Source organism: Streptomyces sp. NPDC043853, assembly GCF_056436025.1.
Window position 1 is genome coordinate 115,503 of sequence record NZ_JBWKDJ010000016.1, and the last position, 16,556, is coordinate 132,058.

Sequence of the window (16,556 nt, forward strand, 5' to 3'; positions counted from 1 at the left end):
GGATAATGACCCGGTGTCCACTCCAGTGATCTCTGCTCGGGAAGCCGACGTGCTCGCTCTGCTCGGGGAGCACCTGAGCAACGCGGAGATAGCCGCACGGCTGTTCATCTCCGTACGGACGGTCGAGTCGCACGTCTCCTCGCTGCTGCGGAAGTTGGAGGCGCCGGACCGGCGGGCACTGTCCCGACGGGCGTCCGGACCGACGCGTGCCGACCCGTCACGCGCCGACCTGTCACGCGCCGACCCGTCACGCGCCGACCCGTCACGCGCCGACCCGACGCGTGCCCACCCGACGCGTGCCGAGAAGGCGCGCCCGGCCCCCGCGCTTCCGGCACCGCTGACGGCGTTCGTCGGTCGGACCAGGGAACGCGGGGAGCTCGCAACGGCAGTGATGGAGCGTCGGCTGGTGACGGCCGTCGGTCTGGGCGGGGTGGGCAAGACTCGGCTCGCACTGACGGTGGCGGCCCAGGTGGTCGGCGACTTCGCCGACGGGGTGTGCTTCGTCGACCTGGTCCCGGTCACCGACCCGGGGCGGGTGGGCGCGGCGGTCGCGGCGGCCATGGGCGTGGGCGAGCAGCCCGGGCGCGGCATCGACGACGCGCTGATGGCCGCATTGACGGACCGTCAGACGCTCCTGGTGCTCGACAACTGCGAGCAGGTGCGCGACGGGGTGGCGCCCTTCCTGGAACGGCTGCTCGTGGCCTGCCCGGGGATACGGGTGCTCGCGACCAGCCGGGCCCGGCTGATGGTGCCGTTCGAGTGGGTCTTCCCGGTTCCGCCGCTGTCGCGGGTCGGTGGCGGCGGGTCGGAGGCGGTCGCCCTGTTCCTGGAGCGGGCGGCGGCGGTCGGCAGGGCTCCGGCTCCGGCGGAGCACGACCGGATCGCGGTCCTGTGCGAACGGCTGGACGGCATGGCGCTGGCCATCGAACTGGCAGCGGCGCGGTGGTCCACGCTCGGTCTGGACGGCCTGACGGCCGGCCTCTCCGACCAGCTCCGGATCCTCGCCGGCGGCCCCCGTGCCGACGGCAGGCACCGGTCGGTACGGGCCGTCCTCGACTGGAGCCACGACCTGCTCGAACCGCAGGACCGGGCACTGCTGCGACGGGTGTCGGCGTTCGTCGCCCCGTTCACCGCCGAGGCGGCCGCCGAGGTGGCCGGGTTCGGCCCGCTGGAGGCGGCCGCGGTCGCCGACGGGCTCGGCCGGCTCGCCGAGCAGAGCCTGCTCGCCGTGACACCGTCCGCGACCGGCACCCGCTACCAGGCGCTGGAGACCCTTCGCCAGTACGGCACGGAGCGGCTCGCCGACGCCGGTGAGCTCACCGACGTCCGATCGCGCCACCTGGCATGGTGCCTGGTCGGTGCGGCCGGTCTCGAAGAAGGCGGCGGCCCGCAGTGGCGAGCCCGGTTCGACGCGGTCGCGGAGGACCTGCGGGCCGCCTTGACCTGGGCCGCGGGCCGGCCGGAGCAGCGCGCGGACGCGTGCCGTCTCGCCCTGTCCATGGCCGAGCTGGCCTTCACCCGCAACCTGCTGGGCGAGGCCCAACACCGGTACGAGCAGGCGGCCTTGCTCGCCGCCACCGACGCCGACGCCGCCGCGGCACTGCGGCAGGCCGCCGGGGTGGCCGGGTGCCACAGGCTCGGCGACGACATGTACCGCCTGCACCGGGCCGCCGCCGAAGCCGCCCGCCGGGCCCGGGACACCACCGGGGCCGGCCGCGACCTGGCGGCCGCCGCCACGGCCGCGTACCGCTTCTCCAGCACGTTCATCCGGGTCCCGCCCGTGGACGAGGTGACCGGCCTGCTCGCGGAGGCGCGCGAGCTGGCCGGTGAGGACGACCCGGCCGCCGTGGCGGCCCTCGCGCTGGCCGAGGCGGCGGTGGTCGCGGACGCGTTCGGCGCGGTCCAGGGGGCCCCGGACAACGCCGCGCCGGACACGGTCGCGTGCGCCGAACGGGCCGTCGAACTCGCCCGGCGCGCGGGCGACCCGGTGGCACGGTCCGCGGCCCTCGACGCGCTCTCCGGCGCCCAGAGCTGGGCCGGTCGGACCTTCGCCGCCGCGGCCGCCGCCCGGGACCGGCTCGACGTCCTGGCCTCGGCACCGAACGCCCCCGCCCGGACGCACGAGCTCATCGACGCCCTCGCCATGGCCGCCGCGACCGCCGTCGGTGCGGGCGACCTCCCGGCGGCCCGCCGGTGGGGCGCCCGGCTCGCCGACCAGCCCCAGCTGGCCGACGTGGGTGACCACGCCACGTCCTGGCTGCTGGTCGCGGACGCTTTCGCGGGCCGTGCCGACGAGGTGCTCACCGGCAGCGTGCGCTTCCTCGACGCGTGGGAGCAGACCGGCCGGCAACGCTCGTTCTCGCTCGGCCCGGCCGCCGCGGCCGTCGCGATGATCCACGGTCTGCGAGGTGATCACGAGGCCCGGGCGACGTGGCTCACGATCACCGACCGGGCGGGCAGCAAGGAGGACCACCGCCACGGCCACGGCGCCGTCTTCGACGCCATGGTCCTGCTCCATCACGGGGACGCACAAGCGGCCCTGGACCGCGTGGCGCCCGAGCCGGAGCAGGTGTGGAAGTGGGTCTGCTGGGTCTGGCTGCACTGGTACGAGGCCCTCCGGGCGGAGGCGGCGGTCCTCGCCGGGCACCCGGACGCCGCGGCCCGGGTCGCCGCGGCCCGGGCCACGGTCGACGGAAACCTGGTCGCCACCGCCCTGGTGGACCGGGCGGAAGCACTGCTCGGCGGCGACCTGCCGCGGCTGCTGGCCACCGCGGCGGCATTCGACGCGGCCGGCTGCCGCTACCAGTGGGCACGCACGCTGCTCCTCGCCGGAGGCGAGCACACCACGACCGGGGCGACCGCGCTCTCCGCCCTCGGACTCGCCCCCATGACCGTCCGGTAGCCCCGTCAAAGCCGCCCCTCACCGCCGTCCCCGGCGTGTGACGAGGTCTTGAGCAACCGGGCGAGTCAGTAGCGGCTTCCCGCCGAGCCCGCCGGCTGACCGGGCGCAGCCTGGGCCGCGCCCGGCCGGATCCCGGAGGCCCGGCATCTCACGGCCGCGCGGCGGCCCGCCTGGCGCCGCTGACGGCGGACAGAACGGCGTGCACCGACGCGGAGAGGATCGAGGTGTCCCAGCCGGCGCCCCAGGCGGTGGCCCCGTCCACCTGGCACTGGGCGTAGGCGACTGCGGGGCTGCCGGGGCCGGCGGCAGTGGAGTGCTCGGCGTGGGTGAGGATGTCGACGCTGATCCCCGCAGTGCCCAGGGCGTGCGCGAAGGCCGACAGCGGCCCGTTCCCGCTCCCCGTCAGCTCGCGCTCGCCCCGCGTCGGTGACCAGAGTGCAGAAGAACTCGTGCACGCCCGGCGCCCTCCACCCGCTGCGCACCGGCCAGAACGGCCATATCGGGCTGAGCCCCGACAGGCACGATCAGCGGTGGCCGTCGGCGCGAGCAACCCAGCGTACGAATTCGAAGCGGTCAGCGGGAGCCGATGGACAGCGGCTGGTCATGAAGCGGACCGTAGACGGGATGGCACTGGCCGGTCCAGGCGCCGCATGACCGTCTGTGCCCGTGCGGGAAGAGGCGGAGGGCGGGTAAACCCCGTCCCGGACCAGCCTGCGGACGGGACGGCCACCGCGCTCGCTGAGGCCGCGGCCATCGGGACAGCCGACGGCCCCTACTGCCGCTGACATGCCGCCGCCGTACGGCCCGTCACCGACGGCGCGTCGCTACCGGCTTCGGCGCGGGGCGCCGGCCAGAAAGGCGTCGTGGAGCGGGACGGAGTGGGTGAAGCCGTGCGTCTTGCTCGTCAGGTGCCATACCCGATCGTCCGCCTCGCACCGGTAGAAGCGGGTCTCCGGCGGCCGGGAGGCGCCTTCCAGAGCTCGTACGGCCTGGACCTGGGTGAGCGCGGCGGCGGCAGCGGTCTGGGTCGGATATTTGCACTTCCCGCACCGGCACTTGGACTTGATGAGCCTGGGGCGTCCGGCGGGTGGGAGCTCGAGGTGTGCCGCGTAGTGCTCCAGGTGCGCGGTGTCGATCCTGTGCCACCAGCCGGTTCCCGGGGCCGGCAGCGCGTATACGTACACCCGTCTTCCGCCGACGGCGCGGCGCCGGTCGGTGGTGATCATGATGGCAGTGCCGGTCGGATGGAATGCCTCGAGGCGTGCGCGGACGTCGTGGTAGACGCTCTCCACCCGCCAGCCGGCGTTCCGCAGCAGCATTTCGTAGGGGGAGACCTGTTCCGTGGGGGTGGGCGTCGGCGAAGCCCCAGCGGTGTCGGGCCGGGGCACGCCGTCCCGAGCCGTCCGTTCCTCCGCATTGAGCTGCTGGTCACGGAGGAGCGCCTGGGAGAGGCGGAACGCGGCACTGGGCGGGCGGGGGAGAGGCGGTCTGCCCGTCACCTTGCGCGCTCCCTTCCACCCCGGCCCGGCACCCGGCGCCGTACCGACACGTGTTGCATCGTGGCACTTTGAGCGGGTCGTCGCCCGCCTTTCACATGATCCGGCTGCCGGCCGAGCAGCCTTGTGGGGTCGGGTCGAACGCCTTGCGCAGGTGCCGGTAGGTGGCGGCCGCGTCCTCCGGGTCGCGAGCGAGGCTCGGGTCGGGATGGCCAGGGCCGGTACGCCAAACTCCCGGCGGGGGCGTGTGGCCCTGGGCCTGAGAGGGCCGGCCTGCACGCTCGGCTCGCCAGTGGTGTCTTCGGCGAGCATGCGGCGGCGCACCCCCTGACGGCCCGCCCGCCCCGACAGCGATCAGTGCTCGCAGAGGGAGAATTCCCGTTCGTAGAGCTGGTCGTTGTGTTCGGCCACGAAGAACTTCCGTTCCTGCATGAGCTGCTCGCGGTACTCCTTGGCCTGCTCAAGCGTCATCGTGGAGGTAGCGGACCACGGTTGCTGCGGCGGGACGTCGGAGGTCGAGACGATCGACGTCGAGGGGTCGACCAGGAAGAACGCAAGGATCTTGCGGTGCCCCGGGCGGGTGGGGTCCGCGAGGCGGAACGAGCCGACGCGGTGTTGCAGGACGTTCGGGAACGCCAGGCAGCGACCCGTCGGCGTCGCTGCCGATCCCAGCACCTGGTTGAGCGCGTCTTCGTTCTCCAGGCCGTAGACCTCGCGCACCCCCTCGTCGTCGTTCTGCTCGTAGTCCGGGTCGTCGAGCGCCGCGCGGAAACTCAGCCGGCTCTCGGTGATGTTCTCGTTGTCCCAGTAGTAGATGCCGGTCGAGACGATCCGCTCGTTCAGCATCCCCTCGACGTGCCAGGAACCGCCCGTGTACTCGGGCTCTTCCGGGGTGAGATGAATGGTGGCGAGCTTGACGATGACCTGGAGGCGGCGGCCACGCAGGTCGACCCGTGCGGCTTCATCGGGCAGCTCGGGCGGTGTGAAGTCCGGCGCGTCCGGGACGACCGGGCGGCGGGTCTCCCACCACGCTTCGTGGGCCTCCGCCCATGCACTGCGGGCCTCTGCGTAGGCCGCGTCATCACTGAAGGAGGACTTGACGGGATACTCCGGCTCGGAGTCATACCACCCGTAGGGATCGGCCTCGATCCGCAGCGGCCGCGGATGACGCAGATCGGTGAGCACGTTCTCCCACAGCGGCCGCATGCGCGCGAAGACGTCCGGCAGGACGGCGGCGAGTTCGTGATGGGTCTCGGGATGGACGTTGTTGACGTACGAACGGAAGGCGACGTCGCCCTCGTCACTGACGTCGACGTCCGTGGGCAGCCACTGGAACTTCTCCGAGAACTCGTGCTTCGAGTATCGGTCCGTCGGGTTCCGCCAAGCATCCTCGGGCCCCCCGCTCACCTCCCGCACCAGGCAGAACAGCGAGGGATGCACCAGATCGAGCACCTGCCCATCCGATCCCGGATGCCAGTCCCGTTCCGCTTCGGGGACCTCTTCCAGCGCCCGGACCGCCTCGCGCAGCCGGGATGCCAGCTTGTCGTCGACCAGCGTGTCCGACTGCCACACCCCGTCGACGGCGGACACCTCGATGCCAGTCCGCCCGTCCCGCAGCGCGGCGTAGTGCCCGAGTTCCGCGAGCACGTACCGGACCTGCGCCTCGGTGAGTCCCTGGGAGACCGCCTCCTGCGTCCACCGCGCGACGATGCCGGCATCGTTCATCTTGTCGAACCACCCCGGCTTCGCCCGGATGTGCGCGCTGCACTCCATCATCTCCAGCTCCCGCAGCGTGCGGGGACGCGCGAACGTTATGGAACGCGACGCTTGAAAGGGCAGCGGGAAAGCAGACAGGCCGGTCAACTCTGATGATCCCTACGTTCGGCGAGCGGTGCCGGAAGGATAGCCCGGCGCACTGACACCACAGCCGCGACCCGGGATCTGTCATGTGACGCGAGGTGTGCAGGCCATGTGCGGCGGGCGTATAGGTCCTGGTTGTCTCTACCGCCGCAGTCCTGTGACCAACGTCGGCAGCCGGCCGCACCACCTGCGCTCAGTCGATGCCGAGCTGGGCGAGGGTTTCGAGTCGGTCGGGCTCCGTGCACCGGCTCCTGACCGGGTGCGGCCTGGCCCGCCTGACCCACCTGGACCGGGCCATCGGCCGCGTCGCCCCCGTCCCTGCGGTAGAACTCGCCCAGCAGGATCGCCGTCCCCGTCGTCGCGTCGTCCACCAGGTACAGGGCCGGCCGGGCCCCGGTGATCGCAGCATCAACCTCCGCCGCGCTCGGTCCTTCGGACCGGCGCACGACGGTGACCCGCATCGAACGACAGGCCCCGGAGACCTGGTCCGCAAGGCGTGGTCCCGGTGTCCGTATGCCGGTCCCGGCGGATGGACGCGCGGCGACCGCGTCATGCTGGGCACATGATGCACAGCGACGACAAGCACACGGACTCTCCGGCGATGGCCCTGCTCAAGGAGTTGGGAGCCGAGACCACCAAGCACTCCGGCGGTACCCTCCTGACCCACCTGCTGCGCGTCGAGGCGCTGCTCGCCGCCTGGGGTGCACGACCCGCCCTGCAGACCGCCGCCTTGTGCCACGCCTTCTACGGCACGGACGGGCTGCCCCTGAGCCTTCTGGAACTCTCCGAACGCGCCCGCCTCGCCGAGGCGATCGGTGCCGAGGCGGAAGAGCTCGTGTACTTCTACGCCAGCTGCGACCGCAAGGCCTCCTACCCCAGCCTCGCCGCCCCGGACGAGGCGTCGGTGATCTTCCGGGACCGCTTCACCGGTGAGGAGTTCACCCCGTCGCTGCAGCAGCGCCGCGACTTCGCCGAGCTCACCGTGGCCAACGAACTGGACCTGGCCAAGGTGAACGCGTCCTTCCGCGAGCGCAACGGGGCGGACCTGCTCGAGCTCTTCACGCGCTGGACTCCGCTCCTGTCGGAGGCGACCCGCCGAGAAGTGACGGCGGTCCTCGGCTGAGCAGGCCGGGCAGGGCTGAGCAGGCCGGGCAGGGCCGAGCAGGCCGGGCAGGGCCGAGCAGGCCGGGCAGGGCCGAGACGGGGAGAACCGGGCACGGCCCCCCGGAGGCGGCTACCGTGCGTAGTGGAACGTCTGCGTTGAGTTGATGATGATAAAAATAGTGATATGTCCGGAGGTTTTGGTCGGTCTGTGACCCCGTCGTCTCCCGCGCCCCCGGGGCGTCGGGGGCGCTCCTACCTCGGGGTGCGCAGCGTCGCCGGTCAGGTGCTGCTGCTGCAGCTGGTGGTGGTGATCCTGCTGGTCGCCGCAGCCGTCACGTCGCTCGTGCTGGAGGCGCGCAGCGAGAACACCCGTGCGGCCCGGGACCGGTCGATGGCCGTCGCCGAGACGTTCGCGCACGCCCCCGGGACGGCGGCGGCCATGACCGGCCCCGACCCCAGCAAGCTCCTGCAGCCGCGTGCCGAGCAGATCCGCAAGGAGACGGGGGTGGACCTGATCGTCGCCTACTCCCCGACGGGCATCCGTTACACGCACCCCGACCCGGACCAAATCGGGAAACCGGTCCTCGGTGCCGGCAAGGTGCCGGAGCAGGCCCAGACGAAGGTGGACGACACCACCCAGGGCCTCTCCGTGCTCTCGCTGGTACCCGTCATCGCACCCGACGGCTCGGCCGTCGGCACGGTGGGCGTCGGCATCACCGTCGAGAGCGTGAGCGGCGTCGTCAACCGCCGGCTGCCCGCCCTGCTGGGAGGCGCGGCGGTCGTGCTCGCACTGGGCGCCGTCGGCTCGGCCCTGGTGGGCAGGCGGCTGCGGAGGCAGACCCACAACCTGGACCCCGCGGAAATGGCCCGCATGTACGAGCACCACGACGCGGTCCTGCACGCGGCCCGCGAAGGGGTGCTCATCGTGGGGGACGACGGCCGGCTGCTCCTGGCCAACGACGAGACGCGGCGGCTGCTCGACCTGCCGGCGGACGCGGAGGGCCGGGGCATCACCGAGCTGGGCCTGGACGACGGCCTCGTTGCGCTGCTGACGTCCGGCCGTTCCCCCACCGACGAGCTGCACCCGGCGGGGGAGCGGCTGCTGGCGGTCAGCGTGCGGCCGACCGGCCCGTACGGCGGGCTGGCCGGCAGAGTGGCCACCGTGCGCGACACCACCGAGCTGGAGGCGCTCGCCGTCCGGGCCGAGGCGGCACGCTCACGGCTGAGGCTGCTGTACGACTCCAGCCTGCGCATCGGAACCACCCTCGACGTGGTGCGCACCGCCGCGGAGCTGGCAGAGGCTGCCGTCCCCCGGTTCTCCGACTTCGCCAGTGTCGATCTGCTGCAGCCCGTACTGCGCGGCGAGGAACCGGTGGGGCTGGAGATGCGCCGCATCGCCCTCAGCGGCATCCGCGACGACCACCCCCTCTACCCCCTCGGCCGGCTGATCAGCTTCGCACCGAACACCCCTCAGGCATTCGGCTTCACGAGCGGCCGGACGGTGCTCGAGGCGGAGCTGCCCGCGTTCTCCGGATGGCAGGAAGAGGACCGCGCAGCGGCCGAGGCGATCGTCGGTTACGGCATCCATTCCATGATCACCGTGCCGGTCCGGGCCCGGGGCATCATCCTCGGAATGGCCTCCTTCTGGCGCTCGGAGAAGCCCGAGCCCTTCGACGAGGAGGACGTCTCCCTCGTCGAGGAGCTGGTCGCCCTCGCGGCCGTGAGCATCGACAACGCCCGTCGCTTCACCCGCGAGCACACCACGGCCGTCACGCTGCAGCACCACCTGCTGCCCAGCACCCTGCCCGACCAGAACGCCCTGGAGGTCGCACACCGCTACCTGCCCGCCAAGGCCGTCGGCGGCGACTGGTTCGACGTCATCCCCCTGCCCGGCGCCCGTGTGGGCATGGTGGTCGGCGATGTGGCAGGCCGCGGCCTGCCTGCCGTGGCCACGATGGGCCGTCTGCGCACAGGTGTCCACAACTTCGCCGCCCTGGACATGGCTCCCGACGAGCTGCTGGCCGGCCTGGACGACCTGGTCATCCGTACCGACGAGAACCAGGCGGCCGTCGGTGACAGCGTCCAGATCACCGGGGCCACCTGCCTGTACGCCGTCTACGACGCGGTCACCGGCAGTTGCACCATGGCCAGGGCCGGGCACCCCGGGCCCGCGGTGATCCGCCCGGACGGCACGGTCGACTTCCCCGCGATCCCGGCCAGCCCCCCACTCGGCCTGGGCGGCCTGCCGTTCGAGACGACGGAGCTGCACCTGACCGAGGGCAGCACACTGGTCCTGTTCACCGACGGTCTCCTCGCCGGGCCGGACCAGGACATCGACGCCGGCCTGGGCCGGCTGCGCGACGTGCTCTCCGGCATGGGGGAGGAGCGGGACCCCGAGGCGATCTGCCGGGCGATCCTCGCCACCGCGTCGCCCGCCGCGCCCCGGGACGACGTCGCGCTGCTGGTGGCCCGTACCCGGCTGCTCGCCCCGGAGCGGGTCGCCCGCTGGGAGGTGCCGAACGACCCCGCGCAGGTCGGCCGGGTCCGGGCCGAGTGCGCCCGGCAGCTGGAACAGTGGGGCCTCGGCGAGGTCGGGTTCACCAGCGAGCTCATCCTCAGCGAACTGATCACCAACGCCGTGCGCTACGGCTCCGACCCCATCCGGGTGCGCCTCCTGTACGACCGGAACCTGATCTGTGAGGTGTTCGACGGCAGCAGTACCGCACCGCACCTGCGACGGGCGGCCATGACGGACGAGGGCGGGCGCGGCCTGTTCCTGGTCGCACAGATGGCGAAGCGGTGGGGTACGCGGTACACGGGCGACGGAAAGGTCATCTGGGCCGAGCAGGCCCTGCACGCCGGTTCGGCGGACGACACGGACGCCCCCGGCAGGCCGGGCGCGGAGGCGCCGCTGCCGACCGCGTGGGACGACGTACCGGCCCTGTGAGAGCCCGGCTCGCGCACCCCCCGGACAGGGCCGGGTGCCACAGCCGCTTTCCCGGCGGGACCACTACGCCGGCCGGTGGCCCCACGGCGAGCAGGGCCGCCGCACGGACGACCCGGACCCGCGGATGCCGGACGATCGGAATCGGCTGCCGGGCGCCCCTGTGGCCCTCAGCTGCGGTGGAACACCACCTCGGGGTCGGCCGCCGTCGGACCGTCCAGGCGGGGCGCCGGCATCCCCCGCAGGTGGAGGTCGAAGAAGGAGCCGACGTACGCGCGCGTGATCTGCTGCGACCGGGTGCCCGACAGAGGGGTCTCGGGGTGGGGGTATCCCGCCTCGTCACCCAGTACGGGCCAGTCGGTGAAGGCCGGGTGGCCCGCTCCGGTGACGGTCAGCCAGCGCTTCCAGCCGTCCAGCCGGGGCCAGTTGTCCTTCCAGGAGGTGTCGGGGAAGTCGGGCGGAAGCAGCGCCGGGTCGCCGGCGAGCATCAGGAAGGGACGGCCGCCGAGGCCGCCCTCGGGTATCGGCGTGAAGATGGTGCCGTCCATGTTGGCGCCGGCGTCCACGCGCGGGTCGACGGCCATGGCGGCCGAGGCGGCCGCACCGCCGATGGAGTGGCCGGCCATACCGATCCGCCGCTCGTCGATCAGCCAGGAGTAACGCCAGGCCGAGCGCGGTCCGGTGAGGCGGTCGAGGAGGAACCGGACGTCCTGGGCCCGGCCGTCGGAGACCCGGTGCAGCGACCGGTCGGGGAAGACCTGCTCGCATGCCTTGCAGGTGAGGACCCGTCCGCCGGGGAAGGTCGTGCCGTCCGACTCGTACGCGTGGTCCACCGCGGCGACGACGTACCCGCGGCTGGCGAGGTCCTCAGCCAGGCTGGTCAGGGAGGCGCGCGGCATCGTGAAGCCCGGGGAGAGCACGACCAGCGGGTACCGGCCGGCCGCCGGCCGGGGCAGCGCACCGGCCTTGGAGTGCGTGCGGGTGGCCGCGACGCGTTCGGGGGTGACGTGGTCGCCGAGCTGTCCCCGGCCGGTGAGCAACGCCTTGGCCTCGGCGACCGCCATGTAGGGGGCGGGGCTGCCGGTGTGGGCGAGGGCCGGGTAGTACAGCGACAGCAGCAGTTCCCGGTCCGCGGTCGGCACCCACGGGTCCTTGCGTAAGCGGTCCACCAGGTGGAGGGTGTCGCGTCCCACCGCGAAGGCGCCGGTGGGACGCGGGAGTTCGAGCCGGAGGGCGTCTCCGGCGGGCGCGGCCTCAGCGGCTGCGGGCGTGGTGAGGCCGCCGGGCCCTGCAAGGACCAAACCGACGGCGACTGCCGCCAGCACACGGATGATCTTCTTCATGCCCCGCATCCTAGGTCATTTTTAGGCAAGCCTTACCTAACTTCAAGGCGGTGGGTGCGGGTTGTGGGCCGCGACGTACCCTTCGCCGGCGTGACCCCGTCGGAACGACCGTGCCGGCCCTGCCCCCGAGCCGTTCTCGGAGCCTGCCCTCCCCGGAACCGTGGGGTTCACGCCTTCCAGAGGGCACCCCGCGGGACACCGTGAGCCCAAGGCGCAGCGCGGCGGTGGGGCCTTTCGATTCCTGACCGGTCGCGGGGACGTCAGCCTGGTTCCGGGGCGTCCGAGGTCGCGAGGAGCTGACACGGCAGGGCTTCTTCCTTGACTCCGTTGCTCCGGTCCGGCTCCACCCGGTACAGACGGGCCCGGGGCGTGCGCGTCACCGCGTGCGTCAACTCACCATCCGCGAAGAGGGCACCCACGCCGTCCTCCACTGCCCAACCGGCCGGAAGCGCGCGGGTCGCCACGGCGGCCCGATAGGAGGAGCGGCGGCCCGGCTCACTGTCGTAGTGGGGGCAGACGGAGCCGGACAGCAGGCCCAATCCGTCGGAGAGATGGGTCAGCGGACCGAAGGAGTCGGTGTGCGAGCCCTCGGCCCAGCAGTTGGCGCCGGCGCTGATGCCGCACAGCAGAGTACCGAGGTCGAACGCCTCGCGCAGGAGTCGGTCCACGCCGTGCGCGCGCCAGACCGCGAGCAGGTTCGCGGTGTTGCCCCCGCCCACGTAGATGACGTCTTGGGAGAGCAGGAACGTTCGCAGGGCGTCGTCATCGAGTTCCCGCCGGAACAGGTGCAGGACGCCGGCCTCGCAGGCACGTGGCCGGAATGCGGCCAGGAAGCGCTCGACGTAGGCCGGGGCATCGCCGCTGGCCGTCGGAACGAAGCACACCTTGGGCCGCGGAGCGCGCACTTGATCGAGCACCCAGTCGTCCAGCAGACCATCGTCGTCGGTGGAGAAGCCGCCTCCGAGGAGAGCCAGGCGACGATGTTCCGGAACGACAGCCACGGGAGTGTCCTCCTCGGTTGACGACTCAGACGCGGACGATGCTCCGAATCGTGCCGAACCATGAGCCGCGTTCGCAATCCATGAGGCGGCCACTGTCGCGGCACCGGTGCAACAGCGAGGAGGGGGTCCGGGCGCGGCGGTTCCTCCGTGACGGGGATCGGGGCGTGAGCGCGTGGTGCGTTGGGGACGAGCGGCCCGGGTGTACCGGCGGACCGGAGCAGCGGTGCACCGCCCCGTCCCGGACGCAACAGCGGGCGCTCCGCCGACCGTCGGCCCACCATGGCACGATGCGATCATGAAGCAAGAGATCCGTGACCACGGGGAGGCGCTCGTCGCCGCCGCCCGCGCCGGCGACGACAAGACCACCCGCCGGCACACCGACTTCTTCGTGCTGAACAAGCACGTGGATGAGGGCATTCCGTACTGGGAACAGGCCGTCGCGGCCGGTGACGCCTTCTCCCACTACACACTCGCCCGGTACCGGAAGATCCGGGGCGATCGGCGGGCCGCCGAGGCGCTGTACCGCGCCGTCGCCGAACGGCATGCCGGATGCGCCTACGGTCTGGGCGTACTGCTCCGTGAGGAAGGGGATCAGGAGGCCGCCGACTGGTTCCGCCGAGGCTGGGAGCAAGGACGCAACCTCGACTGCAAGATCGAGCTCGGCAAGCTGATGGCGGCCGAGGGGCGACTCGACGAGGCGGCCGAGTTCCTGATGAGCGACATCGATCTGGGCGACATCGCGGTCTTCCGCTGGGTGCAGCTCTTCGAGTCGATCCGAGAGGACTTCAACCGCGTCGCCGCGGACCTCGACACCGCAGAAGCCGCCGCAGCAGCCACCAGAGAGGATGCGGGGCACGGCGACGGACCCGAAGGCGACGCCCCCGCAGACCTCGCCGCCGAAGCGCTGCGCCCGCTCTTCGCCCTGAAACAGCACGTCCGCGACTACCCGGGCCTGACGGCCGAGGCCGTCGGCTACTTCCGCCGGGCGTCCGCCCTCAGCTCCCTGGCCCGAGTGCAACACGCCGTCTTCCTGTCGGAGACCTGCGACGAAACCTCCTGGTCCGAGTCGCGCGACCTGCTGCTCCAGGCCCACGAGGAGGGCTGCGAAGGCGCCGCGTGCATGCTCGGCGTTCTGTACGAAGAGCGCGGCGACCTCGGCGACGCCGAACACTGGTACCGGATCGATGCCGCCCGGGACCACGTCCCGGCCCAGTGGAACCTGGCACTCCTCTGCAGGCGGCAGCGGCGGTACGACGAGGCAGAACGCTGGTTCCGGGCGGTCGGCGAGGACGACGAAGACGTCGTCGACCAGCTCGCCCGGATAGCCGCGATCCGGAAGGACGGCGCGGTCGGCCCCGGCAAGGACCTGCGCCGGCTGCCCGGGCTCCGCGAAAGGGCCGAGGCGGGCGACGTACACGCCTCGTACGCCTACGGAAAGATCCTCGGCGACTGGGCCGGCGCGCACGAACGCAACCTGGTCCGCTGGATCGAACCCGCCGCCCTGGCCGGGGATCCACAAGCGGCCTGTGAACTCGCCAGGTTGTACGCCGAGCTGCGCAGGCCGACCCTCCGCGACCAGTGGTACCGGACGGCCGCCGAAACGGGCCACCACGACGCGTGCAGCCACATGGGCTGGCTCTCCGAGCACCACCGGGACTACCAGGAGGCAGAGCGCTGGTACGTGCGTGCGGCGGACGGCGGCTCCCCGCTGAACGCGATGCTCGCGGGCAAGCTGAAGGCCCAGCGCGGCGCGTACGCCGACGCAGAACCGTTCCTCCGCACGGCCTGGCAACAGGGCGGCGACTCCGCGTACCGGACGGAGGCCGCCGGTTACTACGGCCTCGTCCTGCACCGGCTGGGCCGCCCGGCGGAAGCCGTCGAGCCGCTGCGGACGGCAGCCGCCCGCTGGGAGGAGGACGTGAGCAGCCGCTACAGCCGCGACGACCTCGACGTCCTGTCGCGGACCGTCGACCCGCACCGGGAGCTGGCCGAGGCACAGGCGTCCCTCACGGCATGACCGGGCCGGCCGGTGGCGCACGCAGGGCGTACCGGATCCGGAACGGGCTGGGCGCCGGGTCGCGTGGGCCCGGCGCCGGGGACGGTCAGGCGTGCTGCCAGACCGGAGCGGTCTGACGGGCGACACCGTGGACGAAGTTCGACAGGGTGCCGTTCGCGTTCAGGACGACGATGGTGTTGTCGTCCTGGAGGATCACGGACTTGCCCTTGGCGAAGTAGGTCCAGTTGCTCCAGCTGCCGCGCGAGGTCATCTGGACGCCGTAGAGACCGTCCTTCATCACCAGGCGGACCTTCGTGCCGCCCGCGACCTTGTAGACACCGAGCTTCGGGGAGGCGGTGGTGGCGCCGGTCCAGCTGTGCACCTCGCCGTCGATGGTGAGGCGGACGTAGCGCTGACCGACCTTGCGGACGTCCTGGTACGCGGTGGGCCCCGGGCGCAGGAAGCCGACGCGCTTGCCGTTCTCCACGAGGTGCGAGCTGAAGGCCTGCGGTCCCTCCTTGTACGTCTTGACGGTCAGCCCGCCGTACGTGGTCGTGGAGTGGAGGCGGCCCGCGGTGCTGCACTCCTTCGGCAGCTTCGGGAACGCGGTGGCGGTCCACGGCGTGTCGCCCCGCAGGCGCTGCTTGAACACGGGAGCAGCCGACAGGACGCCGTCGATCCGCAGACCGGCGGCGGAGTCCAGCGGCTTGCCCTGGTTGACGGTGTTCCTTGGCCGGCGATGTCGTCCGGACAACACACCTAGCGCAGTACCGCCGCCAGCAGATCGGTGCCCAGCGCTGTCAGATCCGACAGGTTGAGGCTGTAGCGGACGTACCGCCCTTCCCGCCGTGCCGTGAGGAGCCCCGCCTGCCGCAGGAGGGCCACGTGGCGGGACACCTCCGGGGGCGTCAGGTCCCAGGCGTGGGCCAGTTCGCCGTTGGTGTGCGGGCCGCGGGCCAGGGTGCGGAGCAGACGCAGCCGGGCCGGGTGGGCGAGGGCCTCCAGCCGCAGGGTGACCGTTTCCAGGGATACGGGCTCCGACGGGCCGGGCCCGTCCACCGGGTACTGGACCACCGGCTGCCAGCCGGGTGCGTGGACCATCGCCAGGTGCGGCCGGCCGAAGACGCTCGGGATGAAGGTGACACCGCTGCCCTGGGCGGTCGTCGCCTTGTCCAGCAGCTTGTCCACGAGGATGGCGTCGCCTTCCGGCGCCAGGGTGACCGAGCCGGAGACCGAGGCCAGGGCCGCCCCGAGGCCCTGGCGCTTCAGCAGGTCGTTCTTCAGCCGCAGGTCCGTGGCGATCCGGACGGCGACGTCGGCCCAGGCCGCGTCGAAGAAGGCGTCGGCGCAGGCCTCCAGGGTGTCGCGGACGCGTGCTCGCACTGCCGCCGGGTCCGCGAGGAGCCGCTCCGCGAAGGCTTCCTGGCGCGGGCCCCGGGCCTGGGCCAGGTCGAGGGCCAGATCGCGCGCGGCGGCATCGGTGAGGGGCGAGGGGGAGGCGAAGTGGATCCGGTTGCCGCACGTGGTGACCAGTGCGGCGGACACGTACCGCTCGTCGTCGATCCGGTCCACGTCGTCCAGTTCCTCCCCGAGGGACCGACGGGGCCGGGCCGGCAGCATGAAGTCGGCCTGGGACGTGCGCCAGAGGAACTCCGCCTCCCGCAGCCGCTCGGCCAGCGCCGGCCGCAGGCCCGCCCACACATCGGCGGCCCACGCGGCGAAGTCCGGATGGTGGTCCGGTTCGGCGAGCACGTGCAGCATCGCGGTCAGCTCGGCCAGCGGGGACGCGGCGAACCGCAGCCCCTCGGACGGCACACCGCCGATGTCGATCTTCAACGTCATCCGCACATCATCCCCGCCCCGCCCGACGGCGCCGACGATGGTTGACGATCTCCGTCAACCGACGTGCC

General features: G+C 72.5%; 11 protein-coding genes. 4 read left to right on the forward strand and 7 right to left on the reverse strand.

Features of this window, described 5'->3' with window-relative positions; translation table 11 throughout:
- The first annotated feature begins 13 nt into the window (after window positions 1-13).
- Window positions 14-2,902 (forward strand): ATP-binding protein, encoded by a 2,889-nt coding sequence (locus AC067U_RS31800; RefSeq protein ID WP_478833285.1) that lies wholly within the window; start codon window positions 14-16, stop codon window positions 2,900-2,902.
- Between the two features lie 148 nt (window positions 2,903-3,050).
- On the opposite strand, the gene AC067U_RS31805 is transcribed toward AC067U_RS31800, so the two are convergent.
- The 3 genes from AC067U_RS31805 to AC067U_RS31815 all read right to left on the reverse strand — a co-directional run bounded on the left by AC067U_RS31805 (window position 3,051) and on the right by AC067U_RS31815 (window position 6,261).
- On the reverse strand, window positions 3,051-3,452 hold the full coding sequence (locus AC067U_RS31805) for an alpha-isopropylmalate synthase regulatory domain-containing protein (RefSeq protein WP_478833286.1): 402 nt from the start codon (window positions 3,450-3,452) through the stop codon (window positions 3,051-3,053).
- Window positions 3,453-3,726: 274 nt separating this feature from the next.
- Complete coding sequence (locus tag AC067U_RS31810) at window positions 3,727-4,401, reverse strand: hypothetical protein (RefSeq protein ID WP_478833287.1); 675 nt, start codon at window positions 4,399-4,401, stop codon at window positions 3,727-3,729.
- 351 nt (window positions 4,402-4,752) lie between these two features.
- Window positions 4,753-6,261: a DUF4246 domain-containing protein gene (locus AC067U_RS31815; RefSeq protein ID WP_478833288.1), complete on the reverse strand. Its 1,509-nt coding sequence runs from the start codon at window positions 6,259-6,261 to the stop codon at window positions 4,753-4,755.
- A 559-nt stretch (window positions 6,262-6,820) separates the two neighbouring features.
- Between AC067U_RS31815 and AC067U_RS31820 the strand changes: the two genes are divergently transcribed.
- Together AC067U_RS31820 and AC067U_RS31825 are read left to right on the forward strand one after the other, a co-directional pair.
- Complete coding sequence (locus AC067U_RS31820; protein WP_478833289.1) at window positions 6,821-7,381, forward strand: DUF6817 domain-containing protein; 561 nt, start codon at window positions 6,821-6,823, stop codon at window positions 7,379-7,381.
- Window positions 7,382-7,624: 243 nt separating this feature from the next.
- Window positions 7,625-10,309 carry a SpoIIE family protein phosphatase gene (locus AC067U_RS31825; RefSeq protein ID WP_478833290.1) on the forward strand — a complete coding sequence of 895 codons (2,685 nt, stop codon included), beginning with the start codon at window positions 7,625-7,627 and terminating at the stop codon, window positions 10,307-10,309.
- Window positions 10,310-10,476: 167 nt separating this feature from the next.
- Here AC067U_RS31825 and AC067U_RS31830 read toward each other — a convergent pair whose 3' ends face one another.
- Both AC067U_RS31830 and AC067U_RS31835 read right to left on the reverse strand, forming a co-directional pair.
- Window positions 10,477-11,649, reverse strand: coding sequence for an alpha/beta hydrolase family protein (locus AC067U_RS31830; protein WP_478833291.1), 1,173 nt, complete (start codon window positions 11,647-11,649; stop codon window positions 10,477-10,479).
- Between the two features lie 260 nt (window positions 11,650-11,909).
- On the reverse strand, window positions 11,910-12,650 hold the full coding sequence (locus tag AC067U_RS31835; protein WP_478833292.1) for a Type 1 glutamine amidotransferase-like domain-containing protein: 741 nt from the start codon (window positions 12,648-12,650) through the stop codon (window positions 11,910-11,912).
- A gap of 295 nt (window positions 12,651-12,945) precedes the next feature.
- Here AC067U_RS31835 and AC067U_RS31840 point away from each other — a divergent pair, with 295 nt between their 5' ends.
- Window positions 12,946-14,667 (forward strand): tetratricopeptide repeat protein, encoded by a 1,722-nt coding sequence (locus AC067U_RS31840; RefSeq protein ID WP_478833293.1) that lies wholly within the window; start codon window positions 12,946-12,948, stop codon window positions 14,665-14,667.
- Window positions 14,668-14,752: 85 nt separating this feature from the next.
- Here the strand turns inward: AC067U_RS31840 and AC067U_RS31845 are convergent, their stop codons facing one another.
- Complete coding sequence (locus tag AC067U_RS31845) at window positions 14,753-15,400, reverse strand: hypothetical protein (protein ID WP_478833294.1); 648 nt, start codon at window positions 15,398-15,400, stop codon at window positions 14,753-14,755.
- A gap of 5 nt (window positions 15,401-15,405) precedes the next feature.
- Window positions 15,406-16,488, reverse strand: coding sequence for a DUF5937 family protein (locus tag AC067U_RS31850; protein ID WP_478833295.1), 1,083 nt, complete (start codon window positions 16,486-16,488; stop codon window positions 15,406-15,408).
- Between the last annotated feature and the right edge of the window lie 68 nt (window positions 16,489-16,556).